The organism is Erwinia sp. E602, assembly GCF_018141005.1.
GTDB lineage: Bacteria > Pseudomonadota > Gammaproteobacteria > Enterobacterales > Enterobacteriaceae > Erwinia.
Window position 1 is genome coordinate 279,597 of record NZ_CP046582.1, and the last position, 22,891, is coordinate 302,487.

The following is a 22,891-nucleotide window of genomic DNA, read 5'->3' on the forward strand; positions in this document are numbered from 1 at the left end:
ATGAGTAACCCAATGCTGTCCCTGAACAATATCAGCACCCACTACGGTAAAATCCAGGCGCTGCACAACGTCAGCCTGCACATCAGTCAGGGTGAAATCGTCACCCTGATCGGGGCCAACGGGGCGGGGAAAACCACCATCCTCGGCACCCTGTGCGGCGAACCGCGTGCTACTCAGGGCACCGTTACCTTCGACGGCAAAGACATTACCGACTGGCAGACGGCGCGCATTATGCGTGAAGCGATCGCTATCGTGCCGGAAGGGCGCCGCGTTTTTTCACGGATGACGGTGGAAGAGAACCTGGCGATGGGCGGTTTCTTTGCCGAGCGCCAGCAGTATCAGCAGCGCATTAAGCGCGTTTACGAACTGTTCCCGCGCCTGTGGGAGCGTCGCGTGCAGCGCGCCGGCACCATGTCCGGCGGTGAGCAGCAGATGCTGGCCATCGGCCGTGCGCTGATGAGCCAGCCGCGCCTGCTGCTGCTGGACGAACCCTCGCTCGGGCTGGCTCCGATCATCATTCAGCAGATTTTCGACACCATCGAACAGCTGCGTCAGGAAGGCATGACCATTTTCCTCGTGGAGCAGAATGCTAACCAGGCGCTGAAGCTGGCCGACCGTGGCTACGTGCTCGAAAACGGTCATGTGGTGCTCGAAGACACCGGTGACGCGCTGCTGGCCAATGAGGCGGTGCGCAGCGCCTACCTGGGCGGCTAAGTGATTGCGGGCAGCCGCTCTGGCTGCCCCTTTTTGTGCCGATCGTGCGTACATCTTCGTTTTAATTCTGTGATCGTCATCTCTCCGCTATTGCGTAAAGTTGTTACTCTCGTCCCAGTTTTGTAGTCCCGCGCCGACTTTCCCGTCATCCGCCCGTCACATTTCTGACATATATCTATTATTAATCTGTCATTCAGCCGTGGCATGTTACTTGCCGACTCACACAGTGCGCGGAATCGCGCATCATTAAAACGGGCACAGGAAACCGATATGTCATCTACCGCATTCCGTCGTACCGCACTCAGCCTCGTGCTGGGTCTGACCTTTAGCGGCAGCGCACTGGCTGCTACCGAAATTCCGTTCTGGCACTCGATGGAAGGCGAGCTGGGCGTTGAGGTGGACTCACTGGCTAAGCGTTTTAATGAAACGCACCCGGATTACAAAATCGTACCGGCCTATAAGGGCAACTACGAGCAGAGCCTGGCCGCCGGCATCGCCGCCGTGCGCACCGGCAAAGCACCGGCGCTGCTGCAGGTGTATGAAGTGGGCACCGCCACCATGATGGCCTCAAAAGCGATCGTACCGGTGCATGAAGTGTTTAAAAATGCCGGTATCGCGATGGACCCTAAGCAGTTCGTACCTGCGGTGGCCGGTTACTACAGCGACAGCAACGGCCAGCTGATTTCGCAGCCGTTTAACAGCTCCACCCCGGTGCTGTACTACAACAAAGACGCCTTTAAGAAAGCCGGCCTGAACCCGGACCAGCCGCCAAAAACCTGGCAGGAGCTGGCGAAAGACACCGACGCGCTGCGTAAAGCGGGCATGAGCTGTGGTTACGCCAGCGGCTGGCAGGGCTGGATCCAGATTGAGAACTTCAGCGCCTGGCACGGCCTGCCGGTGGCGACCAAAAACAACGGCTTCGACGGTACCGACGCGGTGCTGGAGTTCAACAAGCCGGTGCAGGTACGCCATATCCAGCTGCTGGAGGATCTGAACAAGAAGGGTGATTTCACCTACTTCGGCCGTAAAGATGAGTCGACGTCCAAGTTCTACAACGGCGACTGCGCTATCACCACCGCCTCCTCCGGCTCGCTGGCCGACATCCGTAAGTACGCTAAATTCAACTTCGGCGTTGGCATGATGCCGTACGATGAGACCGTACCGAACGCGCCGCAGAACGCCATTATCGGCGGAGCCAGCCTGTGGGTGATGAAGGGCAAAGACGCGGCGACCTACAAGGGCGCGGCCGAGTTTATGCAGTTCCTGGCTACCCCGGAAATCGCCGCCGAGTGGCACCAGAAAACCGGCTACCTGCCGATCACTACCGCCGCCTATGAGCTGACCAAACAGCAGGGCTTCTACGACAAGAACCCGGGTGCCGATACCGCCACCCGTCAGATGCTGAACAAAGATCCGCTGCCGTTCACCAAAGGCATGCGTCTGGGCAATATGCCGCAGATCCGTACCATCGTGGACGAAGAGCTGGAAGGCGTATGGACCGGCAAGCAGACCCCGCAGGCTGCGCTGGATAACGCCGTGAAGCGTGGTAATGAGCTGCTGCGCCGTTTCGAACAGCAGACGAAGTAAGTATTCGCTGGGGCCGGAGCAATCCGGCTAACGGGCGGCAGCAATGCCGCCCGATGTGCTTTTCGGAGTTCAACTATGTCCCAACCCCGTCCCGTTTTCCGCACCAGCGCGCTACCCTATCTGTTAGTGCTGCCGCAGCTGCTGATTACCGCGATCTTCTTTCTCTGGCCGGCCGGCGAGGCGCTGTGGTACTCGCTGCAGAACCTCGATCCGTTCGGCATCTCCAGCACCTTCGTCGGGCTGGAGAACTTTAAACGGCTGTTCAGCGACCCGTACTACCTCGAGTCCTTCTGGACCACCATCAAGTTCAGCGGGCTGGTTACCGTCTGCGGTATGACCTTCTCGCTGCTGCTGGCGGCGCTGGTCGATCACGTCGTACGGCTGAAAAAACTCTACCAGACCCTGCTGCTGCTGCCCTATGCGGTGGCACCGGTGGTGGCGGCGGTATTGTGGATGTTCCTGTTTAACCCCGGCCTCGGCCTGTTCAGCCACCTGCTGAACCAGTGGGGCTACAACTGGAACTACGCGCAGAACAGCGGCCAGGCGATGTTTCTGATCGTTCTGGCGTCGATCTGGCAGCAGATGAGCTACAACTTCCTGTTCTTCTTCGCCGCGCTGCAGTCGATCCCGAAATCGCTGGTGGAAGCCGCCGCTATCGACGGCGCCGGTCCGGTACGGCGTTTCTTCTGCCTGTCGCTGCCGCTGATTACCCCGGTGAGCTTCTTCCTGCTGGTGATTAACCTGGTCTACGCCTTCTTCGACACCTTCCCGGTGATCGATGCCGCCACCGGCGGCGGTCCGGTGCAGGCCACCACCACGCTGATCTACAAAATTTACCGTGAAGGCTTTGCCGGCCTCGATCTCTCCTCGTCTGCGGCGCAGTCGGTGGTGCTGATGCTGCTGGTGATCGTGCTGACGGTGATTCAGTTCCGCTTTGTTGAGCGTAAGGTGCGTTACCAATGATTGAAAACCGACGCGGGCTGGATATCTTCAGCCACACGCTGCTGATCTTAGGCGTGCTGACCATTCTGTTTCCGCTCTACGTGGCCTTTGTCGCCGCGACGCTGGACAATGACGCGGTATATCAGGTGCCGATGACGCTGATCCCGGGCAGCCACCTGTGGGAGAATATCAGTAAGATCTGGGTGCACGGGGTGAACGGCAACGGCCCGGCATTCAGTATGATGATGCTGAACAGCCTGCTGATGGCGCTGGCGATCACCGTCGGCAAAATCAGCGTTTCGATTCTCTCCGCCTTTGCGCTGGTGTGGTACCGCTTCCCGCTGCGTAACCTGTTCTTCTGGATGATCTTCGTCACTCTGATGCTGCCGGTGGAAGTGCGTATCTTCCCTACCGTGCAGGTAATCGCCGACCTGAATATGCTCGACAGCTACAGCGGCCTGACCCTGCCGCTGATGGCCTCGGCCACCGCCACCTTCCTGTTCCGCCAGTTCTTTATGTCGCTGCCGGATGAGCTGATGGAGGCAGCACGCATTGACGGCGCCAGCGCGCTGCGCTTCTTCCGCGACATCGTGCTGCCATTGTCAAAAACCAACCTGGCGGCGCTGTTTGTCATCACCTTTATCTACGGCTGGAACCAGTATCTGTGGCCGCTGCTGGTGGTGGACAGCGCCTCGCTGAGCACCGCCGTGGCGGGGATTAAAAGCATGATTAATACCAGCGGGTCGCCGACCCAGTGGAATGAAGTGATGGCAGCAATGCTGCTGACGTTGATCCCGCCGGTGATCATTGTTCTGGTTATGCAGCGCGCCTTTGTGCGTGGTCTGGTTGAGAGTGAGAAATAACGTATGGCAGGGGTAAGACTTCAGGCAGTAACCAAATCCTATGACGGCAAAATTCAGATCATTCAGCCGCTGGACGTCACCATCCAGGACGGCGAGTTTATGGTGATGGTCGGGCCGTCCGGCTGTGGCAAATCGACGCTGCTGCGCATGGTCGCCGGGCTGGAGCGGGTGACCAGCGGCGATATCTGGATTGATTCGCGCCGGGTCACCGATGAAGAGCCGAAAGATCGCGGCATCGCGATGGTGTTTCAGAACTACGCGCTCTATCCGCATATGAGCGTGGAAGAGAATATGGCCTGGGGGCTGAAGATCCGCGGCATGGGCAAGGCGCAGATCCGTGAGAAAGTGCTGGAAGCCGCGCGCAGCCTTGAGCTGGAGGCACTGCTGCAGCGCCGCCCGCGCGAGCTGTCCGGCGGCCAGCGCCAGCGCGTGGCGATGGGGCGTGCCATCGTGCGTGAACCGGCGGTATTCCTGTTTGATGAGCCGTTATCCAACCTTGACGCCCGCCTGCGGGTGCAGATGCGCCTTGAGCTGCAGCAGCTGCACCGCCGCCTGAACACTACCAGCCTGTACGTGACCCACGACCAGGTTGAAGCAATGACCCTTGCCCAGCGGGTGATGGTGATGAACAAAGGCGTGCTGGAGCAGCTGGGCACGCCGGTGGAGATCTACGAGCGCCCGGCCACCCGCTTTGTCGCCAGCTTTATCGGCGCGCCGGCGATGAACCTGCTGGACGGTCAGCTGAGCGATGACGGCCTGAGTTTTGCCCTTAAGGGCGGTTTCAGCCTGCCGCTGGGGGCGCTGGAGGCCAGTGCCGCCCGCCGGGCGTTGACCGTTGGGGTAAGGCCGGAGCATATTGACGTCTCAACGCAGCAGGAAGGCGGTATTCCGCTGGTGGTGGAAACGCTGGAGATGCTCGGTGCTGACAACCTGGCGCACGGCCGCTGGGGCAGCAGTAAAATGGTGGTACGCCTGCCGCACTCGGTGCGTCCGAAACCGGGGACTACACTGTGGCTTCGCCTGTCGCCGCAGTCGTGCCACTACTTTGACGCCAACGAACAACGGATAGAATGATATGAATAACTGGCCTTATCCTCCGATCGTCGCCCATCGCGGCGGCGGCAAGCTGGCCCCGGAAAACACGCTGGCAGCGATTGACCTCGGTGCCCGGCTAGGGCACCGGATGATCGAATTTGACGCCAAGCTGTCGCAGGACGGTGAAATTTTCCTGCTGCATGACGACACGCTGGACCGCACCAGCAACGGCTGGGGCATCGCCGGCGAGCTGCCGTGGGAAAAACTGCTGCAGCTCGATGCTGGCGAGTGGTTCAGCGGCGCGTTTGCCGGTGAGCGGCTACCGACGTTGTCGCAGGTCGCTGACCGCTGCCGTCAGCATCAGATCGCGGCGAATATCGAGATTAAGCCGACATCCGGCCACGACGTGATCACCGGCCGGGCGATTGCGCTGGCGGCACGCCAGCTGTGGCAGGGGCAGACGTTACCGCTGCTGTCATCCTTCTCATACCGCGCGCTGGAAGCGGCGATGGAGGCGGCACCGGAGCTGCCGCGCGGGCTGTTGCTTGACGAGTGGGATGAGAACTGGCCGGAGATGACCCGGGCGCTGGAGTGCGTCTCCATTCACCTCAATCACAAGCTGCTGGATGCCGAACGGGTGGCGCTGCTGAAGCAGGCCGGGCTGCGTATTCTGGTCTATACCGTCAACAAACCGGAGCGGGCGCGCCAGCTGCTGCAGTGGGGCGTGGACGCCATCTGCACCGACCGCATTGATATTATTACGGCGGATTTCGTCTGATACGGGCAACTGGCCTGGCAGACGCGATCTCTGGTGACGGCGGGTTTGCAGCCTGCTGCGTTATCTGTGCCGGGCAGGCTGCCCCCGTCGCGATCTGCCGCGAATCAATATTTTCCTGCGCCACCAGTCTGCTGCTGCCCCGGCTGGGATTTGATTACCCGCTGCGAGGCGCTGTCGCGCTGCTCCTGAATCTTACGCTGCAGATCCTGCTGCTGGCGTTGCTGATCCTGTTGCAGCTTCAGCTTCTGCTGCGACTGCTGATTCTGCATGCTTTGCTGCACGTTGCGGGTGCTCGGATTGTAGCCGGGCTGGTTCGGGTTATTGCTGTTGTTTAACATGTTCGCCATCCCGCTCAGCGGCACGACAGCGGCAAAAATCACTAACCATTTCGTTGTCATCTTCATTGGGATTCCTCCGTGTTACTCGCTTAATTTTATGTTATCCGCCGGGAAGAGGCTCCAGGAGTGCTCCTGAATTACGCTAATGTTCGCGAGACGTCCATTTATGTGCTTAGTTATCAATGGCAAACCCAACGTAAATAACATTAAAGGATGTAACAATGGACAGAAAAGTTAGCTTCAGGCGGCTGTCAGGGTCGTTGCTGGCCGGTTTACTGCTGTGGCAGGGGGCGGTGGCGGCACCGACCGCGCCGCCGGTTTCCTACGGCGTCAGCGCCGATACTTTTCACCCGGTGCGGGCGCAGCACGGCATGGTCGCCTCGGTGGATGCCACGGCGACTAACGTGGGGGTGAAGATTTTAGAGCAGGGCGGTAACGCGGTGGATGCGGCGGTGGCGGTGGGCTTTGCGCTGGCGGTGACGCACCCGCAGGCGGGTAATATCGGCGGCGGTGGCTTTATGATGCTGCGCACCGCGGCCGGTAACACCACGGCCATCGATTTCCGCGAGATGGCACCGGTACGCGCCAGCCGCGATATGTTCCTCGGTGCCGACGGCAACGCCGACAGTAAAAAATCGCTGACCTCGCACCTGGCGTCCGGCGTGCCGGGCACGGTGGCCGGTTTTGCGCTGGCAAATAAAGAGTACGGTACGCTGCCGCTCAGCACCCTGATTAAACCGGCGCTGGAGCTGGCGCGTCAGGGTATCGTGGTCAATGATTCGCTGGCCGATGACCTTAATTTGTACGGTAAAGAGGTGCTGCTTAACCACCCAAACAGTAAGGCGATCTTCTTTAAAGCGGACGGTACGCCGTATCTGAAAGGCGAAACGCTGGTGCAGAAGCGGCTGGCGCACAGCCTGGAGCTGATTGCAAAGCAGGGGCCGGACGCATTCTATAAGGGTGAGATTGCCGATCAGATCGCTGCAGAGATGGCGGAGCACGGCGGGCTGATTAGCAAGACTGACCTGGCGAATTATCGCGCGGTAGAGCGTAAGCCGGTCAGCGGCACCTATCGCGGCTACGAGGTGTTCTCAATGCCGCCGCCGTCTTCCGGCGGTATCCATATTGTGCAGATCCTCAATATCCTGGAAAACTTTGATCTGGCGAAGATGGGCTTTGGCAGCGCCGATGCGATTCAGGTGATGGCCGAGGCGGAGAAGTACGCCTATGCCGACCGTTCCGAGTACCTTGGCGATCCGGAGTTTGTGAAGGTGCCGACCCAGGCGCTGACCAGCAAGGCCTACGCTAAGTCGCTGGCGCAGCAGATCGATCTGGCGAAGGCGCGGCCGTCGTCTGAGATCAAGCCGGGCAAGCTGGCACCTTATGAGAGTGACCAGACCACCCACTTCTCGGTGGTGGATAAGGACGGCAACGCGGTGGCGGTGACCTATACGCTGAACACCAACTTCGGCAGCGGTATTGTGGCGGGTGACAGCGGCATTCTGCTGAACAATCAGATGGACGATTTCTCCGCCAAGCCGGGCACGCCGAACGTTTACGGGCTGGTCGGTGGGGAAGCCAACGCGGTGCAGCCGCATAAGCGTCCGCTGTCGTCGATGTCACCGACGATTGTGGCTAAAGACGGTAAGACCTGGCTGGTGACCGGCAGCCCGGGCGGCAGCCGTATTATCACGACCGTGCTGCAGATGGTGGTGAACAGCGTCGATTTCGGGATGAACGTGGCGGAAGCGACCAGCGCGCCGCGCTTCCATCATCAGTGGCTGCCGGATCAGCTGCGCGTGGAGAAGGGTTTTAGTCCGGATACGCTGAAGCTGCTGGCGGAGAAGGGGCAGAATGTGAAGGTGCAGTCGGCGATGGGCAGCACCCAGAGCATTATGCTGGGGCCGGACGGCACGCGTTACGGTGCGTCTGACCCGCGTACGCCGGATGATTTGACGGCGGGGTACTGACTTTATCTTTGGAGCCGGGTCGCTTCGGGGCAGGTCGCTTCAGGTGCGGGTCGCTTCGGGGGCAGGTGCCCGGCTTATCGGGGTTATCCGGATCGCGGACACGCTATGAACACGTCCGTGTGCGCTCGGCGGCGCGCGTCCCTGCGCGCCGACGGTCCGCTAACCCGGATAACCCCGATTGCCCGTAATTTTCTGTGTTGCTGCCTTAAACCCCTCAAGACCTCATAACTCAGCATGCGCATGGTTTTTTCCAAAGCGATGCAATAGCTGGAAGGGGAGGTCGTTGGTGAACAGGTTCGCCGGGCGTTCTGTCGCCAACGGCCGACCCCACCCCAGGAGCCGCAGCGACCAAACCTCCGGACACGCAGTAACGCCATTTTCCGGCACCTTAGTCAGGGTTTAAACCGCGCCATATACAGGGCGTCCACCTGCTGGCCGTTGCGGATGGCGAAGCGGCGGGCGCGGCCTTCGGTTTCGAAGCCGAATTTTTCGTACAGGCGCACGGCGGCCGGGTTGTCGGCGAATACCGTTAGTTCAATGCGATCGACGCCCAGCCAGTTGTCGCACAGATCCAGTATCGCGCGCATCAGCGCGCTGGCGACGCCTTTACCGCGCTGCTGCACGTCCACGCCGAGGCCAAAGCTGGCCGAATGGCGGCGGCGGGCCGGGCCGTTAATGTAAACGGTGGCCTGGCCAGCTATCTTACCGTCAATGCAGGCGACCAGCATCTGCGTGCCGTCCGGGATTGCGGCGAGCTTTTCGCGCCATTTCATTAGAGAGGGATGAGGGAGCTGTAGCGTGTCGCTGTAGGTTTCTGGCTGGCCATAGAGCGCCTGCAGGGCTTCGGCATCTTCCGGGACCACGTGGCGAACGGTTATCTCACTCATTTTTCCTCTCCGTAGTTAATGAAATCCTCTTTAAAATCAGGGTTTTTAATTGACAGATCAAGCAAAAAAACTTCGGGAAAGGGCTTTACAGGTGCGAATGATAATGATTATTATTGTCATGCGTTTTCAGCAGGGCTCACGGTCCGGGCTGGAAAGCACGACATTGCTCACATTGCTTCCAGGATTTACTTAGCCAGCTCGGGTGCTGGCTTTTTTTTGCCTAAATCTCCCGCCACTCATTACTTACTGCCCACTGCCCACTGCCCACTGCCCACTGCCCACTGCCCACTGCCCACTGCCCACTGCCCACTGGCCACTGCTTACTGCTTACAGTTTGTACTTACTAATCCTTGCTCACTACGCCACTACGCCACTACGCCACTACGCCACCGCCCACCGCCAACCTTCCACCGTTCGCTATTTGCCATTTGCCGTTCAACACCTGGGATCCTCACACTCGCAGTTTTCCTGATGTGCCTGCTGAAACTTACTCGAATATTTTGAACAGAGGAGACAATTTTGTCCGCTATCAACGGCGGTGAATCAGGTTCAGACTAAGTCTAAACATTGAGGAGAACTGAATATGATTTTCTTACGCAAAGCACAAGATCGCGGTCACGCTAACCATGGCTGGCTGGACAGCTACCACACCTTTTCTTTCGCTAACTACTACGACGCCAACTTTATGGGCTTCTCGGCGCTGCGGGTGATTAACGAAGACGTGATCGACGCGGGCCAGGGCTTCGGCACCCATCCGCACAAAGACATGGAAATCCTGACCTACGTGCTTTCCGGCACCGTAGAGCACCAGGACAGCATGGGCAACAAGGAGCAGATCCCGGCGGGTGAGTTCCAGATTATGAGCGCCGGTACCGGCGTGCGTCACTCTGAGTACAACGCCAGCAAAGAGGTGCCGCTGCACCTGTACCAGATCTGGATCATTCCGGAGAAAACCGGCATCGAGCCGCGTTACGCGCAGCGCCGCTTCGACGACGTGCAGGGCCGCCAGCTGGTGCTGTCGCCGGACGCCCGTGACGGTTCGCTGAAGGTGTTCCAGGATATGACGCTGTCGCGCTGGGCGCTGAAAGCCGGTGAAGAGGGGCAGTTTGACGTGGCCGACACCCGCCGCATCTGGATCCAGGTGGTAAAAGGTGACGTTACCGTTAACGGTGAAAGCGCCGGTACCAGTGATGCCTTCGCCATCTGGGACGAAAAAACCGTGGCGATTACCGCCAGCAGCGATGCGGAAGTGTTGATCTTTGATCTGCCGCCGGTGTGATTATATGGCGTTAAATGGCGTGTCGGCCGGGTTATCGCAGTCAGACCGGCACGCCATCCGCCAGGATTATCCCGGGTATGGCCGCCATCCGTCAGGTCGGGAGGCGGGCCGCAACGTTAACTCCATCACACTTTGGGCGCGGTTTACCGCGCCCTTTCTCTTTTTGTAACGGTCTTTGATACACTCAGCGGCATATTTCCGTAACCGCCGTTGGGCCTGATGAAGAAAAAAAGACCGGTACTACAGGATGTTGCCGATCGCATCGGTATCACCAAAATGACCGTCAGCCGCTACCTGCGCAACCCCGATCAGGTCTCTGCCGCGCTGCGTGACAAGATCGCGGCGGCGCTGGACGAGCTGGGTTACATCCCTAACCGCGCGCCGGATATGCTCTCCAACGCCACCAGCCGGGCGATCGGCGTGCTGCTGCCCTCGCTGACCAACCAGGTGTTTGCCGACGTGCTGCGCGGCATCGAGACCGTTACCGATGCGGCGGGCTATCAGACCCTGCTGGGCCACTTCGGCTACAGCCCGGAGAAGGAGGAGCTGCAGCTGCGCTCGCTGCTGGGCTGGAACATCGATGGCCTGATCCTCACCGAACGCACCCACACCGCCGCCAGCCTGCGGATGATTGAAACCGCCGGTATCCCGGTGATCGAGATGATGGACTCGGTATCGCCGTGCCTGGATATGGCAGTGGGCTTTGATAACGTCGAGGCGGCACGGCAGATGACCCGGGCGATCCTCGATAAGGGCCACCGCCATCCGGTTTATCTCGGCGCGCGGCTGGACGAGCGCACGCTGCTGAAAGAACAGGGTTACCGGCAGGCGATGCACGATGCCGGGCTGGAGCCAATGACGGTGATGATGGAAGCGGCATCCTCGTTTTCGGCCGGGGCGATGCTGATGTGCGAGGCGCAGAAGCGTTATCCGCAGGTCGACAGCCTGTTCTGTACCAACGATGACCTGGCGGTCGGTGCGCTGTTCGAGTGCCAGCGTCAGGGGCTTAAGGTGCCAGAACAGATGGCGATCGCCGGCTTCCACGGCCACGATATCGCCCAGGCGATCAATCCGCCGCTGGCGACGGTGCAGACGCCGCGTGAGCGGATGGGGCAGGAGGCCGCCCGGCTGCTGCTGGCGCGTATTGCCGGCGAAGCCGTAAGTGATAAGCCTGTTGATATCGGCTTTACCATTTCAGCGGGTGGCAGTATCTGACCTGGAGTGGCTGACGAACCGGGCCGCCGGGACGGGATAAAGTAGGTTAACGTTCGGGCGGCGGCATATGAGCGGTAGCGGGTCGCGTTCCCCTCCCGCCGGAGTGGAATGAAGCCTGAGCTACGTGCTGCTGGATCAGGCTGGCAGACCAGGCCTGCAGCCCTACGTTCGGTCAGATTGTCCGGTCTGTGGCTGCTGACAGCGGCAAACCTCTAACAGACTGCCGGCTGCTTATGAGCGGTTTGCACCTGTCAGCACCCTAAGTTATCCCTTCGTGCCCCTTGCCGGTTAATTCTCTCCATTTTTTGAACCTCCTCACAATTACCAGCTTTTTACGCGCCAGCTGTTGCCATACTTCTTACACCACCAGACAATGTTACCGATAACAAGTTACCGATAACAAACCTAACTCTTCCACCTGTACCCGATAAACGGAGTGACTACCATGACAACAGCTTCCGTCGCCAATCACGTGTTTGTGCTGATGGGCGTCTCCGGCAGCGGCAAATCCGCCGTGGCCAACGCCGTCGCCCATGAGCTGAAAGCCGCCTTTCTTGACGGCGATTTTCTGCATCCGCGCGCCAATATCGAAAAGATGTCGCAGGGGCACCCGCTGAATGACGACGACCGTAAGCCGTGGCTGCAGGCGATTAACGATGCCGCTTTCGCCATGCAGCGCACCAACGACGTGTCGCTGATCGTCTGTTCGGCGCTGAAAAAGCACTACCGCGATATCCTGCGCGACGGCAACCAGAACCTCTCCTTTGTCTATCTGAAGGGCGATTTCGACACCATTGAGTCACGTCTGCGCGCGCGCAAAGGCCACTTCTTTAAGCCGCAGATGCTGGTCACCCAGTTCGCCACGCTGGAAGAGCCGGGCCGGGATGAGCAGGACGTGCTGGTCGTCGATATTAATCAGTCGCTGGAAGAGGTAATTGCCGCCACCCTGAAGACCATTGACGGCGCGATCAACAACAATAAGTAGGATGTAATGAGTACTGCAACACTGGTGTTAACGGCAGCAGGGTCGGTGTTACTGCTGCTGTTTTTAGTGATGAAAGCCCGCATGCACGCCTTTGTGGCGCTGATGCTGGTCTCGGTCGGAGCCGGCCTGTTCTCCGGCATGCCGCTGGATAAAATTGCCGACACCATGCAGAAAGGCATGGGCGGCACCCTCGGCTTCCTCGCCATTGTCGTTGCCCTGGGGGCGATGTTTGGCAAAATCCTGCATGAAACCGGCGCGGTGGATCAGATCGCCATCCGCATGCTGAAAACCTTTGGCGAAAGCCGCGCGCACTATGCGATGGGCATTGCCGGTCTGATCTGCGCGCTGCCGCTGTTTTTTGAAGTGGCGGTGGTGCTGCTGATCAGCATCGCCTTCGCCGTTGCCCGCCGCACCGGCGATAATCTGGTGAAGCTGGTGATCCCGCTATTTGCCGGCGTCGCGGCCGCGGCCGCGTTCCTGCTGCCCGGCCCGGCCCCGATGCTGCTGGCCTCGCAGATGCACGCCGACTTTGGCTGGATGATCCTGCTGGGGCTGTGCGCGGCCATTCCGGGCATGCTGATCGCCGGGCCGCTGTTCGGCCGCTTTATCAGCCGGCACGTGCAGTTCACGCCGCCGGAGGAGAGCGAACACCCGGAGTTTGACGAAAGCAAGCTGCCGTCATTTGGCTTCAGCCTGGCGCTGATCCTGTTCCCGCTGCTGCTGGTCGGGCTGAAAACCATCGGCGCGCGCTTTACCGAACCCGGTTCCCGCCTGTATGAGTGGCTGGAGTTTATCGGCCATCCGTTTACCGCCATTCTGCTGGCCTGCCTGGTGGCGATCTATGGCCTCGCGTACCGCCAGGGGATGGATAAAGAGCGGGTGATGCAGATTTGCGGCGCGGCGCTGCAGCCCGCCGGTATCATTCTGCTGGTGATCGGCGCAGGCGGCGTGTTTAAACAGGTGCTGGTCGACTCCGGCGTCGGCCCGGCGCTGGGCAATGCGCTGACCGGTGCCGGGATGCCGGTCGCGGTGGCCTGCTTTGTGCTGGCCGGAGCGATTCGCGTGATTCAGGGCTCGGCGGTCGTCGCCTGCCTGACCACCGTCGGGCTGATTATGCCGGTGATTGAGCCGCTGCATTACTCCGGCGCGCAGATGGCCGCGCTGTCGATCTGCATCGCCGGCGGCTCGATTATCATCAGCCACGTCAACGATGCCGGTTTCTGGCTGTTTGGCCGCTTTACCGGTGCTACCGAGGCGCAGACGCTGAAAACCTGGACGCTGATGGAGACCATTCTGGGCACCGTCGGCGCGGTGACCGGGATGATCGCCTTCGAACTGCTGTCATAACGCCCGGCCGATCGCTTCCGGGGCGGGGATCTCCTCCCGCTCCGGAGGACGTTTACATGCGCTTTCCTCGCAAAATCGCCGCTTTTTCTGCCCGTTATAAGCAACTCTGCTAAAAATATTCACCTAATCGATTTAATTCACTTGCCACTTTGGCTGCACATTGTAAGGTTTAGCCTGACTCTTTTTCTTCAACTCTTATCAGGCGTTTCTGTCGCAGTCAGGTAGCCTGAAGCAGGTGCAAAATGAAATCTGTTGGTTTAGTAGGTTGGCGTGGCATGGTGGGCTCGGTGCTGATGCAGCGCATGAGCGAAGAGCGCGATTTTGATGCGGTGCGCCCGGTATTTTTCTCCACCTCGCAGCATGGCCAGGCCGCGCCGGCGTTCGGCGGCCAGTCTGCCGGTACGCTGCAGGATGCGTTTGATATCGAGGCGCTCAAGGCGCTGGATATTATTATCACCTGCCAGGGCGGCGACTACACCAGCGACGTTTATCCTAAACTGCGCGCTGCCGGCTGGCAGGGCTACTGGATCGATGCCGCCTCTACGCTGCGCATGGAAGAGGATGCGATCATTATCCTCGATCCGGTCAACCATCAGGTGATTCAGGACGGACTGAACAACGGCATTAAAACCTTCGTTGGCGGTAACTGTACCGTCAGCCTGATGCTGATGTCACTGGGCGGCCTGTTTGCGAATAATCTGGTCGAGTGGGCGTCCGTTGCTACCTATCAGGCGGCCTCCGGCGGCGGCGCACGCCACATGCGTGAGCTGCTGGCGCAGATGGGCCAGCTGCACGGCCACGTGGCGGCGGAACTGAACAATCCGGCTTCTGCGATCCTCGACATCGAGCGTAAGGTCACTGAACTGAGCCGCGCGGGCGCGTTGCCGGTGGACAACTTTGGCGTGCCGCTGGCCGGCAGCCTGATCCCGTGGATCGACAAGCAGCTGGAAAACGGGCAGAGCCGTGAAGAGTGGAAGGGGCAGGCAGAAACGAACAAGATCCTGCGTCCTGCTGGCCTGATCCCGGTTGATGGCCTGTGCGTGCGCGTTGGTGCGCTGCGCTGCCACAGCCAGGCGTTTACCCTGAAGCTGAAAAAAGACGTGCCGCTGGCCGAGATCGAGCAGCTGCTGGCGTCTCATAACGACTGGGTGAAAGTGATCCCTAACGACCGTGAAATCACCATGCGTGAGCTGACGCCGGCTGCCGTAACCGGTACCCTGAGCACCCCGGTTGGCCGCCTGCGCAAGCTGAACATGGGGCCGGAGTATCTCTCGGCCTTTACCGTTGGCGATCAGCTGCTGTGGGGTGCCGCTGAACCGCTGCGCCGTATGCTGCGTTTACTGGTGGATTAATCCCAGGCTGCCTCCGCCTGCTGGCGGGGGCAGCGATCCTCAGTCATCCCGTTCGTTATGCCCCCGCTTTGCCTCTTCTCGCTCAGCCAGCGCAGTGTCTGACAGTCTGTCCTGTGTTCATCGACCGTCCACGCCGGTGTGGGTGCTGCCTGAAACATGAAATTTTTTCACAATTGAGTATTTTCCCGTCCATTTCGTTATTAATGGTATTCACCTTCCGGCAGCGCTGATACGGCCGTTGTAACGTTAATTTTTCGCTTTCGCCGCCACCCGACATGCTGTCGTCATAAAAAATGAGCATTTTTAACTGTGTACGCTGGCTGGCAGGCTACATACCATCAGCAAAGTGGACCAGTTTTTTACATTTTCGATGCAGGCTTTGCCGGTGGCCTGGCTATGCTTAACAGGCACTACCCCGGCCCGTATGGCACGGGATGAGACAGACAGCCGTTGCCGGGACCATCTGCCGGTTTGATTCCTTACTTTTTGATTTTCAATTGTTATGTCGCGTGCACTGGTGGTTTGTCACGGATCGTTGATTCCCCCTGCGCGCCTCAGGCTCAACGAAGAGCAGCATCTTGCCTGGATTGTTCAACGTTCAGGCCGATCGGCTGCCGAACATCACGGGAAGAAAGTATGTCAGAGCTAGTGGATCGTCGTGTTATTAACGCCTTACTCTCCGGTCACTTTGCTGACCCTTTTTCCCTGTTAGGCATGCACCAGACTGAACAGGGGCTGGAAGTGCGGGCACTGCTGCCGGATGCCAGTGAAGTGTGGGTGATCGAAACCCGTACCGGGCGTAAATGTGCCCAGCTGGAGTGCATTGACGGCCGCGGCTTTTTCAGTGCCGTGGTGCCGCGCCGTAAAAATCCTTTTCGTTATCAGCTGGCGGTCACCTGGCACGGCCAGCAGAATCTGATTGATGATGCCTACCGTTTCGGTCCGCTGCTGGCGGAAATGGACAGCTGGTTGCTGGCCGAAGGTACCCATCTGCGGCCGTATGAAACCCTCGGCGCACACGCCGACGTGATCGACGGGGTGATCGGCACCCGTTTTGCCGTCTGGGCACCGAACGCGCAGCGCGTGTCGGTGGTCGGCGAGTTCAACTACTGGGATGGCCGCCGCCATCCGATGCGACTGCGCCGCGAACAGGGGATCTGGGAGCTGTTTGTGCCCGCCGCCCGTCAGGGCCAGCTGTATAAGTTTGAAATCATCGATATTCACGGCCAGCTGAAGCTGAAAGCGGATCCTTATGCCTTTGAGGCGCAGATGCGCCCGCAGACCGCCTCGATGATCTGTGGCCTGCCGGAAAAAACCACCCTGTCGCCGGAGCGGCAGCGCGCCAACGGCTTTGACGCGCCGATCTCAATCTATGAGGTGCATCTCGGCTCCTGGCGGCGTCATACCGATGATAATTTCTGGCTCAGCTACAAAGAGCTGACCGAACAGCTGGTGCCTTACGCCCGTGACATGGGCTTTACCCACCTTGAACTGCTGCCGATTAACGAGCATCCGTTCGACGGCAGCTGGGGGTATCAGCCGCTGGGCCTCTACGCGCCGACCCGCCGCTTTGGTACCCGCGACGAATTCCGTGAATTTATCCGCTCGGCGCATAACGCCGGGCTGAACGTGCTGCTCGACTGGGTGCCGGGCCACTTCCCGTCGGACGACTTTGGTCTGGCGACGTTTGACGGCACCGCGCTGTATGAACACGGTAACCCGCAGGAGGGCTACCACCAGGACTGGAACACGCTGATCTATAACTACGGCCGCCGCGAGGTCAGCAACTTCCTCGCGGGCAACGCGCTGTACTGGATCGAGCGCTTCGGCATTGACGGTCTGCGCGTGGATGCGGTGGCGTCAATGATCTACCGCGACTACAGCCGCGCGGAGGGCGAGTGGGTGCCGAACTGGTACGGCGGGCGTGAGAATCTTGAAGCCATCTCCTTCCTGCGCTACACCAACCGCACGCTGGGGCAGGCCGCGCCGGGGTCAATCACCCTCGCCGAAGAGTCAACCGACTTCCCCGGCGTATCGCGACCGCAGGAGACCGGCGGGCTGGGGTTCTGGTTCAAATGGAACCTCGGCTGGATGCACGACACCCTCGACTACATGAAGCTCGACCCGATCTATCGCCGTCATCATCACCAGCTGATGACCTTTGGCATGCTCTACAACTACACCGAAAACTTCGTGCTGCCGCTGTCGCATGATGAGGTGGTGCACGGTAAGCGCTCGATCCTCGACCGCATGCCGGGGGACGCGTGGCAGAAGTTCGCTAACCTGCGCGCCTACTATGGCTGGATGTTTGGCTTCCCCGGCAAGAAGCTGCTGTTTATGGGCAATGAATTTGCTCAGGGGCGCGAGTGGAACCACGACAGCAGCCTCGACTGGCATCTGCTGGAGGGCGAGGATAACTGGCACAACGGCGTGCAGCGGCTGGTGCGCGACCTGAACCACACCTACCGGGCGCACCCGGCGCTGCACCAGCTCGACTTTGACCCGGCGGGCTTTGAGTGGCTGGTGGTGGATGACTTCGACAACTCGGTATTTGTCTTTGTACGCCGCGACCGCGACGGCAATGAGCTGATCGTGGCCAGCAACTTTACGCCGGTACCGCGCTACGACTATCGCTTCGGCGTTAACGGCGCGGGCAGCTGGCGCGAGGTGCTGAACACCGATTCCGGCCACTACCACGGCAGCAACAACGGCAATCTGGGCAGCATTCACACCGACGAGATTGGCAGCCATCAGCGCAGCCACTCGCTCAGCCTCACGCTGCCGCCGCTCTCCACGCTGTGGCTGGTGCGGGAGGCCTGACGCCATGATGCCGATTCGTCCGGGAGATCCGCAGCCGCTGGGTGCCAGCTATAACGGCAGAGGCGTCAACTTTACCCTGTTTTCTCAGCATGCTGAGCGCGTCGAGCTGTGCCTGTTTGATGAGCAGGGGATTGAGACGCGCGTGGATTTACCGGCACGAAGCGGCGATATCTGGCACGGTTTTATCCCGGCGCTGCGCCCCGGTCAGCGCTACGGATACCGCGTACACGGGCGCTGGGCACCGCAGCAGGGGCTGCGTTTTAACCCCGCGAAGCTGTTGCTGGACCCGGCCGCCCGCGCGGTGGAGGGGGAAGTCAGCGACGACCGACGCTTTTACAGCGGTGACGCGGCACCCGACCCGGCAGATACCGGCAGCATTGCGCCGAAAGGCGTGGTGCTGGCGGATGATTTTGACTGGGAAGATGACCAGCCGCCGCGGGTGCCCTGGGGCAGTACGGTGATTTTTGAAGCCCACGTGCGCGGCCTGACCCGGCTGCATCCGGACATCCCGGAGCCGCTGCGCGGCAGCTATGCGGCGCTGGGCCACCCGGTGATGATCGACTACTTCACCCGGCTGGGGATCACCACGCTGGAGCTGTTGCCGGTGGCCTGTTTTGCCAGCGAGCCGCGCCTGCTGCGCATGGGGCTGGATAACTACTGGGGCTACAACCCGCTGGCCTGCTCGGCTCTGCATCCCGGCTATGCCTCAGGGCCTGACGCCCGGCAGGAGTTTCAGCAGGCGGTGAAGGCGCTGCACGCGGCGGGGATCGAAGTGATCCTCGACGTGGTGTTTAACCATACCGCCGAGCTGGAACAGAGCGGGCCAACGCTTTCGCAGCGTGGCGTGGATAACGCCAGCTACTACTGGCTGGAGCCGGGTGGCGACAACAGCAACTGGACCGGGTGTGGCAATACGCTGAACCTCAGCCATCCGCAGGTGATGGCCTGGGCACTGGACTGCCTGCGCTACTGGGTGGAAGAGTGCCATATTGACGGCTTCCGCTTTGACCTGGGCACGGTGATGGGGCGCACGCCGGAGTATCGGCAGGATGCGCCGCTGTTTCAGGCGATCGCCGCCGATCCGCTGCTGTCACAGTGCAAGCTGATCGCCGAGCCCTGGGATATCGGCCCGGGGGGCTATCAGGTTGGTAACTTCCCGCCGCCGTTTGCCGAGTGGAACGACCATTTCCGTGATGCCGCGCGCCGTTACTGGCTGCACGGATCGCTGTCCAACGGCGAGTTCGCCCGCCGCTTTGCTGCCTCCAGCGATCTGTTCCAGCGTGACGGCCGTTTACCTTCCGCCAGCATCAATCTGGTCACTGCCCATGACGGTTTTACCCTGCGTGACCTGGTGAGCTTCAGTCGTAAGCATAATGAAGCAAACGGTGAGGACAACCGGGACGGCAGTGACAATAATTTCAGCCACAATCACGGTTTTGAAGGGCTGAATGCGCCATTACTGGTGGCAGAGCATCGCCGCCGCAGCGTGCATGCGCTGCTGACCACGCTGTTGCTGTCACAGGGAACGCCGATGCTGCTGGCCGGCGACGAGCGCGGCCACAGTCAGCACGGTAATAACAACGCCTACTGCCAGGATAACCCGCTGACCTGGTTTGACTGGCGCAGGCACGATAACGGTCTGTTTGCTTTTACCGCTGCGCTAATCCATCTGCGCCGCAGAATTCCGGCGCTGCAGCAGGACCGCTGGTGGCAACCCGGCGATGGCAATGTGGAGTGGCTGAACGACCAGGGGCAGCCGCTTGCGGATGAACAGTGGCAGCAGGGTGAACACCGCCTGCAGATCCGCCTTTCGCAACGCTGGCTGATAACGATCAATGCAACAGAATCGGTGTGTGACCAGGTACTGCCAGAAGGACGTTGGTATGCCATTCCTCCTTTTGCCGGGGAAGATAATCCCATCGTGTCAACGGTCTGGCATGGGGGCGCGCACGGCGTGTGTGTGTTCCATCATCAATCATAAAGGGAGTCAGACATGGTCAAATTAGAACGAAACGATCCGCTGATGCTGGCACGTCAACTGCCCACCCAGACGGTCGCGCTGATCCTTGCCGGGGGCCGCGGTACGCGGCTAAGAGATTTGACCGCCAAGCGCGCCAAGCCTGCCGTTCACTTTGGCGGCAAGTTCCGCATTATCGATTTCGCCCTCTCCAACTGCCTTAACTCCGGCATCCGGCGTATCGCGGTGATCACCCAGTACCAGTCGCATACCCTGGTGCAGCACATCCAGCGCGGCTGGTCGTTCCTCAACGAAGAGATGAACGAGTTTGTCGATCTGCTGCCCGCGCAGCAGCGGCTCTCCACCGATCACTGGTATCGCGGCACCGCCGATGCGGTGACGCAGAACCTCGACATCATCCGCCGCTACCGCGCGAAGTACATCGTGATACTGGCCGGCGATCACATTTACAAGATGGACTATTCGCGGATGCTGATCGACCACGTCGAGAGCAACGCCCGCTGCACCATTGCCTGCCTGCCGGTGCCGCTGGCCGAGGCCAGCGCCTTCGGCATTATGAAGGTGGACGAAAATAGTCGGGTGGTGGAATTCCTTGAAAAACCAGCCGATCCGCCGGCGATGCCGGACGACAGCAGCAAAGCGCTGGCCAGTATGGGTATCTATATTTTCGATGCCGACTATCTTTACAGCATGCTGGAAGAGGATCAGGGTCTGCCGGAGTCCGACCACGATTTCGGTAAGGACCTGCTGCCTAAAATTGTGGCCAGCGGCGATGCCGTCGCCCATTCGTTCGGCGTTTCCTGCGTACAAAACGGCGAGGCGACCGAACCCTACTGGCGCGATGTGGGCACGCTGGAGGCGTACTGGAAAGCCAATCTTGACCTGGCGTCCGTCACGCCGGAACTGGATATGTATGACCAGGCCTGGCCGATCCGCACCTATGTAGAGCCGCTGCCGCCGGCGAAGTTTGTTCAGGACCGCTCCGGCAGCCACGGTATGACCATGAATTCGCTGGTGTCCGGGGGCTGTATTATCTCCGGATCGGTGGTAGTGAACTCGGTGCTGTTCTCCCGCGTTCGCATTAACTCCTTCTGCAATATCGAGTCGTCGGTATTACTGCCGGACGTGGTGGTAGGACGTTCCTGCCGCCTGCGCCGCTGTGTGATTGACCGCGCCTGCGTACTGCCTGAAGGGACGGTGATCGGTGAGAATCCGGATGATGATGCCCGGCGCTTCCACCGATCGGATGAGGGGATTGTTCTGGTCACAAGGACCATGCTGGCGAAGCTTGGCTGGGTCTAGCTGAGTGGGAGATGCGGCACTTCCGGGGAGGGATGCCGCTTCAGCACGTTAAAGGAGCCGCGAATGCAGGTGTTACATGTCTGTTCAGAAATTTTCCCGCTGCTGAAAACCGGTGGGCTTGCTGATGTTGTTGGGGCATTACCGGCGGCGCAAATTGCAGAAGGTGTGGACACCCGGGTGCTGTTGCCGGCGTTTCCTGATTTGAAAAAAGGCATTCCGGGTGCGGAAGTGGTGGCAAAACTGCAAACCTTCGCCGGCCCGGTTGAGCTGCTGTTCGGTCACTTTGACGGCGTGGGCATCTATCTGATTGATGCGCCGGGCCTGTACGATCGCCCCGGCAGTCCGTATCACGATGAGTCGCAGTTTGCTTACACCGATAACTATTTACGCTTTGCGCTGCTCGGCTGGATGGGCTGTGAGATGGCCTGCGGGCTGGATACCTGGTGGCGTCCTGACGTGGTGCATGCGCACGACTGGCACGCCGGCTTGACCTGTGCTTACCTGGCGGCGCGCGGCCGTCCGGCGAAGTCGGTGTTTACGGTGCATAACCTGGCCTATCAGGGGCTGTTCCACGCGCATCATCTGGAACAGATCCAGCTGCCGCAGTCGTTTTTCAATATGCACGGGCTGGAGTTCTTCGGTCAGATATCTTACCTCAAGGCCGGGCTGTTTTATGCCGATCATATTACGGCGGTCAGCCCGACTTACGCGCGGGAGATCACCCTGCCGGAGTTCGGTTATGGCATGGAAACGCTGCTGAAACAGCGCATGCTGGAAGGGCGGCTGAGCGGCATTCTCAACGGCGTTGATCCGGCGATCTGGGATCCTGAGCATGATTTGCTGCTGACGGCGCGCTACAACCGTGATGTTCTGGACGCCAAAACGGAAAACAAACGCCAGCTGCAGATTACCATGGGGTTGACCGTCGATGAGAAAGCGCCGATCTTTGCCGTAGTCAGTCGCTTAACCACCCAGAAGGGCCTGGACCTGGTGCTTGAGGCGTTGCCGGGGCTGCTGGAGCAGGGCGGCCAGCTGGTGCTGCTGGGGGCCGGCGATGCGGTATTGCAGCAGGGCTTCCTTGCCGCCGCGGCCGAATATCCGGGCCAGGTGGGCGTGCAGATCGGCTATCACGAAGCCTTCTCGCACCGCATTATGGGCGGTGCCGACGTGATTATGGTGCCGAGCCGCTTTGAGCCCTGCGGGCTGACCCAGCTTTACGGCCTGAAATACGGCACGCTGCCGCTGGTGCGGCGCACCGGCGGGCTGGCGGATACGGTGAACGACAGTTCTCTGGAGAATCTGGCAGACGGCATCGCCAGCGGCTTTGTCTTTGAAGACAGTAATGCATGGTCATTACTGCGTGCAATTCGACGTGCTTTTGTCCTCTGGTCTCGTCCTTCGCTTTGGCGCTACGTGCAGCGCCAGGCAATGGGGATGGATTTTAGCTGGCAGGTAGCGGCTGTTGCCTACCGCGATCTCTATCAACGTTTGCTGTAACC

18 protein-coding genes are annotated in these 22,891 nt (G+C 60.0%); 16 read left to right on the forward strand and 2 right to left on the reverse strand.

Annotated elements, in window-relative coordinates; translation table 11 throughout:
* The 6 genes from livF to ugpQ all read left to right on the forward strand — a co-directional run bounded on the left by livF (position 1) and on the right by ugpQ (position 5,919).
* Positions 1-714, forward strand: a complete 714-nt coding sequence (livF, locus tag GKQ23_RS02635; RefSeq protein ID WP_056232632.1) for a high-affinity branched-chain amino acid ABC transporter ATP-binding protein LivF — start codon at positions 1-3, stop codon at positions 712-714.
* Between the two features lie 270 nt (positions 715-984).
* On the forward strand, positions 985-2,301 hold the full coding sequence (gene ugpB, locus GKQ23_RS02640; RefSeq protein ID WP_056232630.1) for a sn-glycerol-3-phosphate ABC transporter substrate-binding protein UgpB: 1,317 nt from the start codon (positions 985-987) through the stop codon (positions 2,299-2,301).
* 75 nt (positions 2,302-2,376) lie between these two features.
* Positions 2,377-3,264, forward strand: a complete 888-nt coding sequence (gene ugpA, locus GKQ23_RS02645; protein ID WP_056232627.1) for a sn-glycerol-3-phosphate ABC transporter permease UgpA — start codon at positions 2,377-2,379, stop codon at positions 3,262-3,264.
* Positions 3,261-4,106, forward strand: a complete 846-nt coding sequence (gene ugpE, locus GKQ23_RS02650) for a sn-glycerol-3-phosphate ABC transporter permease UgpE (protein ID WP_056232625.1) — start codon at positions 3,261-3,263, stop codon at positions 4,104-4,106. Before ugpA ends, ugpE begins: the two co-directional genes overlap by 4 nt.
* Positions 4,107-4,109: 3 nt before the next feature.
* Positions 4,110-5,180: a sn-glycerol-3-phosphate import ATP-binding protein UgpC gene (locus tag GKQ23_RS02655; protein WP_212409708.1), complete on the forward strand. Its 1,071-nt coding sequence runs from the start codon at positions 4,110-4,112 to the stop codon at positions 5,178-5,180.
* 1 nt (position 5,181) lies between these two features.
* Positions 5,182-5,919, forward strand: a complete 738-nt coding sequence (gene ugpQ / locus GKQ23_RS02660) for a glycerophosphodiester phosphodiesterase (RefSeq protein ID WP_212409709.1) — start codon at positions 5,182-5,184, stop codon at positions 5,917-5,919.
* A gap of 104 nt (positions 5,920-6,023) precedes the next feature.
* On the opposite strand, the gene GKQ23_RS02665 is transcribed toward ugpQ, so the two are convergent.
* Positions 6,024-6,317: a DUF2756 domain-containing protein gene (locus GKQ23_RS02665; RefSeq protein WP_056232799.1), complete on the reverse strand. Its 294-nt coding sequence runs from the start codon at positions 6,315-6,317 to the stop codon at positions 6,024-6,026.
* 161 nt (positions 6,318-6,478) lie between these two features.
* Here GKQ23_RS02665 and ggt point away from each other — a divergent pair, with 161 nt between their 5' ends.
* On the forward strand, positions 6,479-8,227 hold the full coding sequence (gene ggt, locus GKQ23_RS02670; RefSeq protein ID WP_212409710.1) for a gamma-glutamyltransferase: 1,749 nt from the start codon (positions 6,479-6,481) through the stop codon (positions 8,225-8,227).
* A gap of 392 nt (positions 8,228-8,619) precedes the next feature.
* Here ggt and GKQ23_RS02675 read toward each other — a convergent pair whose 3' ends face one another.
* Entirely contained in the window at positions 8,620-9,114 is a 495-nt protein-coding gene (locus GKQ23_RS02675) for a GNAT family N-acetyltransferase (RefSeq protein ID WP_212409711.1), read from the reverse strand.
* 583 nt (positions 9,115-9,697) lie between these two features.
* Here GKQ23_RS02675 and GKQ23_RS02680 point away from each other — a divergent pair.
* The 9 genes from GKQ23_RS02680 (at position 9,698) to glgA (ending at position 22,889) form a co-directional block, all read left to right on the forward strand.
* Positions 9,698-10,393, forward strand: a complete 696-nt coding sequence (locus GKQ23_RS02680; RefSeq protein WP_056232617.1) for a pirin family protein — start codon at positions 9,698-9,700, stop codon at positions 10,391-10,393.
* A gap of 219 nt (positions 10,394-10,612) precedes the next feature.
* Entirely contained in the window at positions 10,613-11,608 is a 996-nt protein-coding gene (gene gntR, locus GKQ23_RS02685) for a gluconate operon transcriptional repressor GntR (protein WP_212409712.1), read from the forward strand.
* Positions 11,609-12,053: 445 nt separating this feature from the next.
* Positions 12,054-12,593 (forward strand): gluconokinase, encoded by a 540-nt coding sequence (gene gntK, locus GKQ23_RS02690; protein ID WP_056232613.1) that lies wholly within the window; start codon positions 12,054-12,056, stop codon positions 12,591-12,593.
* A 6-nt stretch (positions 12,594-12,599) separates the two neighbouring features.
* On the forward strand, positions 12,600-13,940 hold the full coding sequence (gene gntU / locus GKQ23_RS02695; protein ID WP_056232610.1) for a gluconate transporter: 1,341 nt from the start codon (positions 12,600-12,602) through the stop codon (positions 13,938-13,940).
* Between the two features lie 242 nt (positions 13,941-14,182).
* Positions 14,183-15,292 (forward strand): aspartate-semialdehyde dehydrogenase, encoded by a 1,110-nt coding sequence (asd, locus tag GKQ23_RS02700; RefSeq protein ID WP_056232608.1) that lies wholly within the window; start codon positions 14,183-14,185, stop codon positions 15,290-15,292.
* Positions 15,293-15,928: 636 nt separating this feature from the next.
* The gene (glgB, locus tag GKQ23_RS02705) at positions 15,929-18,112 is read left to right on the forward strand and encodes a 1,4-alpha-glucan branching enzyme (RefSeq protein WP_212409713.1); all 2,184 of its coding nucleotides are present in this window, start codon (positions 15,929-15,931) and stop codon (positions 18,110-18,112) included.
* 4 nt (positions 18,113-18,116) lie between these two features.
* Entirely contained in the window at positions 18,117-20,093 is a 1,977-nt protein-coding gene (glgX, locus tag GKQ23_RS02710; protein WP_212409714.1) for a glycogen debranching protein GlgX, read from the forward strand.
* Between the two features lie 12 nt (positions 20,094-20,105).
* Positions 20,106-21,392 (forward strand): glucose-1-phosphate adenylyltransferase, encoded by a 1,287-nt coding sequence (glgC, locus tag GKQ23_RS02715; protein ID WP_056232585.1) that lies wholly within the window; start codon positions 20,106-20,108, stop codon positions 21,390-21,392.
* 63 nt (positions 21,393-21,455) lie between these two features.
* Complete coding sequence (glgA, locus tag GKQ23_RS02720) at positions 21,456-22,889, forward strand: glycogen synthase GlgA (protein WP_056232584.1); 1,434 nt, start codon at positions 21,456-21,458, stop codon at positions 22,887-22,889.
* Positions 22,890-22,891 lie beyond the last annotated feature (2 nt).

What these genes read in the sequence shown, in the direction of transcription:
- glgA (WP_056232584.1), top strand. Translation starts at nt 21,456, where the DNA reads ATGCAGGTGTTACATGTCTGTTCAGAAATTTTCCCGCTGCTGAAAACC.
- gntK (WP_056232613.1), top strand. Translation starts at nt 12,054, where the DNA reads ATGACAACAGCTTCCGTCGCCAATCACGTGTTTGTGCTGATGGGCGTC.
- ugpE (WP_056232625.1), top strand. Translation starts at nt 3,261, where the DNA reads ATGATTGAAAACCGACGCGGGCTGGATATCTTCAGCCACACGCTGCTG.
- GKQ23_RS02665 (WP_056232799.1), bottom strand. Translation starts at nt 6,317, where the DNA reads ATGACAACGAAATGGTTAGTGATTTTTGCCGCTGTCGTGCCGCTGAGC.
- livF (WP_056232632.1), top strand. Translation starts at nt 1, where the DNA reads ATGAGTAACCCAATGCTGTCCCTGAACAATATCAGCACCCACTACGGT.
- asd (WP_056232608.1), top strand. Translation starts at nt 14,183, where the DNA reads ATGAAATCTGTTGGTTTAGTAGGTTGGCGTGGCATGGTGGGCTCGGTG.
- ggt (WP_212409710.1), top strand. Translation starts at nt 6,479, where the DNA reads ATGGACAGAAAAGTTAGCTTCAGGCGGCTGTCAGGGTCGTTGCTGGCC.
- ugpA (WP_056232627.1), top strand. Translation starts at nt 2,377, where the DNA reads ATGTCCCAACCCCGTCCCGTTTTCCGCACCAGCGCGCTACCCTATCTG.
- glgB (WP_212409713.1), top strand. Translation starts at nt 15,929, where the DNA reads ATGTCAGAGCTAGTGGATCGTCGTGTTATTAACGCCTTACTCTCCGGT.
- ugpQ (WP_212409709.1), top strand. Translation starts at nt 5,182, where the DNA reads ATGAATAACTGGCCTTATCCTCCGATCGTCGCCCATCGCGGCGGCGGC.
- gntU (WP_056232610.1), top strand. Translation starts at nt 12,600, where the DNA reads ATGAGTACTGCAACACTGGTGTTAACGGCAGCAGGGTCGGTGTTACTG.
- GKQ23_RS02655 (WP_212409708.1), top strand. Translation starts at nt 4,110, where the DNA reads ATGGCAGGGGTAAGACTTCAGGCAGTAACCAAATCCTATGACGGCAAA.
- gntR (WP_212409712.1), top strand. Translation starts at nt 10,613, where the DNA reads ATGAAGAAAAAAAGACCGGTACTACAGGATGTTGCCGATCGCATCGGT.
- GKQ23_RS02675 (WP_212409711.1), bottom strand. Translation starts at nt 9,114, where the DNA reads ATGAGTGAGATAACCGTTCGCCACGTGGTCCCGGAAGATGCCGAAGCC.
- GKQ23_RS02680 (WP_056232617.1), top strand. Translation starts at nt 9,698, where the DNA reads ATGATTTTCTTACGCAAAGCACAAGATCGCGGTCACGCTAACCATGGC.
- glgX (WP_212409714.1), top strand. Translation starts at nt 18,117, where the DNA reads ATGATGCCGATTCGTCCGGGAGATCCGCAGCCGCTGGGTGCCAGCTAT.
- ugpB (WP_056232630.1), top strand. Translation starts at nt 985, where the DNA reads ATGTCATCTACCGCATTCCGTCGTACCGCACTCAGCCTCGTGCTGGGT.
- glgC (WP_056232585.1), top strand. Translation starts at nt 20,106, where the DNA reads ATGGTCAAATTAGAACGAAACGATCCGCTGATGCTGGCACGTCAACTG.